The sequence below is a fragment of the Pseudoalteromonas sp. ND6B genome, assembly GCF_000764215.1.
Taxonomy (GTDB): Bacteria; Pseudomonadota; Gammaproteobacteria; order Enterobacterales; family Alteromonadaceae; genus Pseudoalteromonas; species Pseudoalteromonas tetraodonis.
The window spans coordinates 1-1,537 of sequence record NZ_JQFL01000056.1 but is presented as its reverse complement, the minus strand read 5'-3'; the positions used below and the strand labels follow the sequence as shown (position 1 = coordinate 1,537).

Here is a 1,537-nt window from a genome sequence, read left to right as displayed (position 1 = left end):
GTAAACGACGCAGCTAAATTGAATAACCCAAGCCGTTGGTCAGGGAAGTCACGAGACTGGTCAATGATAAATGAAGTAAATTTAAACCCTGAGAAAAAAGAAGAAATGCGGGCGGCATAAAATTTAACTTGAGGCGACAACTAACTTGAAAAACTCCGATAATTAGTACTTAGGTTAGTCGCTTTGATTTCTCATTTACTACTCATTCCCTTCTCTCAGTGCAATAAGATCTTTAAGAAAATTATGCACAAAGAGGGCTAAGAGACGCTGCACTTTTAGAGGTAGTGACAAAATAATTAGTACTTAGGTTAGTGGCTTTGATTTCTCATTTACTACTCATTCCCTTCTCTCAGTGCAATAAGATCTTTAAGAAAATTATGCACAAAGAGGGCTAAGAGACGCTGCGCTTTTAGAGGATGACACTTAAAAATCAGAAGCTGTACTTCTCACGCGGGCAAGCTCAGCGTCTATAAGTTATGAGCTCTACCTAAGATCTGTTTGATCTTCTCATTTGCTCCTCATTCGCTTCTCTCAGTTCAATTAGGTCTTAGTAAATTATTCATATAAAGGATGAAAAGGCTCTGCGATTTAGAGGACGTGACAAATACAGAATATTTTAATTAATAACTAGGCCTAGTATTTAATGTTTTCTCATACAATTTTCTATGTGAGGTAAGCTTTGCATTGTTGAGTAAAGGATAAATTACTTTACTAAACTATAATCAGTTTAAATCAATACAAGTAGAAATAAAAAATCTAACTCTTAAAGTTACCATTGAATAAGGATAATCATGCACATTGACGAGTTAACACAAACAGTAATTGGCTGCGCAATAGAGGTACACAAAACTTTAGGCCCTGGCTTATTGGAGTCAAGCTATGAATCTTGTTTAATGTATGAGTTATGTCAGGCTGGGTTATTTATTAAAAATCAAGTTGAACTACCAATAATTTACAAGGAACAATATATTGCAACAGGTTATAAATTGGATATTTTATTACCAAATGAATTAATAATTGAACTGAAGGCCGTTGATAAACTACAACCTATTCACTCAGCGCAGTTGATTACATATATGAAGCTATCAAATATAAATACGGGCTTACTAATTAACTTTAATACACTAAAGTTGGTTGATGGTATCAAGCGCTTTAATTTATGATTTTTCAATCAACTTGATAGTTAATATTCTCTTAAGTGAAGATGCACAAAGAGGACTAAGAGACGCTGCGCTTTTAGAGGAAGTGACAAAATAATTAGTACTTAGGTTAGTGGCTTTGGTTTCTCATTTACTACTCATTCCCTTCTCTCAGTGCAATAAGATCTTTAAGAAAATTATGCACAAAGAGGGCTAAGAGACGCTGCGCTTTTAGAGGTAGTGACAAAATAATTAGTACTTAGGTTAGTGGCTTTGGTTTCTCATTTACTACTCATTCCCTTCTCTCAGTGCAATAAGATCTTTAAGAAAATTATGCACAAAGAGGGCTAAGAGACGCTGCGCTTTTAGAGGTAGTGACAAAATAATTAGTACTTAGG

At 34.7% G+C, this 1,537-nt stretch carries 1 protein-coding gene; it reads left to right on the top strand.

What is annotated here, in order from left to right; genetic code table 11:
- The first annotated feature begins 791 nt into the window (after positions 1-791).
- Positions 792-1,163, top strand: a complete 372-nt coding sequence (locus tag ND6B_RS06775; RefSeq protein ID WP_033103280.1) for a GxxExxY protein — start codon at positions 792-794, stop codon at positions 1,161-1,163.
- Positions 1,164-1,537 lie beyond the last annotated feature (374 nt).

What these genes read in the sequence shown, in the direction of transcription:
- ND6B_RS06775 (WP_033103280.1), top strand. Translation starts at nt 792, where the DNA reads ATGCACATTGACGAGTTAACACAAACAGTAATTGGCTGCGCAATAGAG.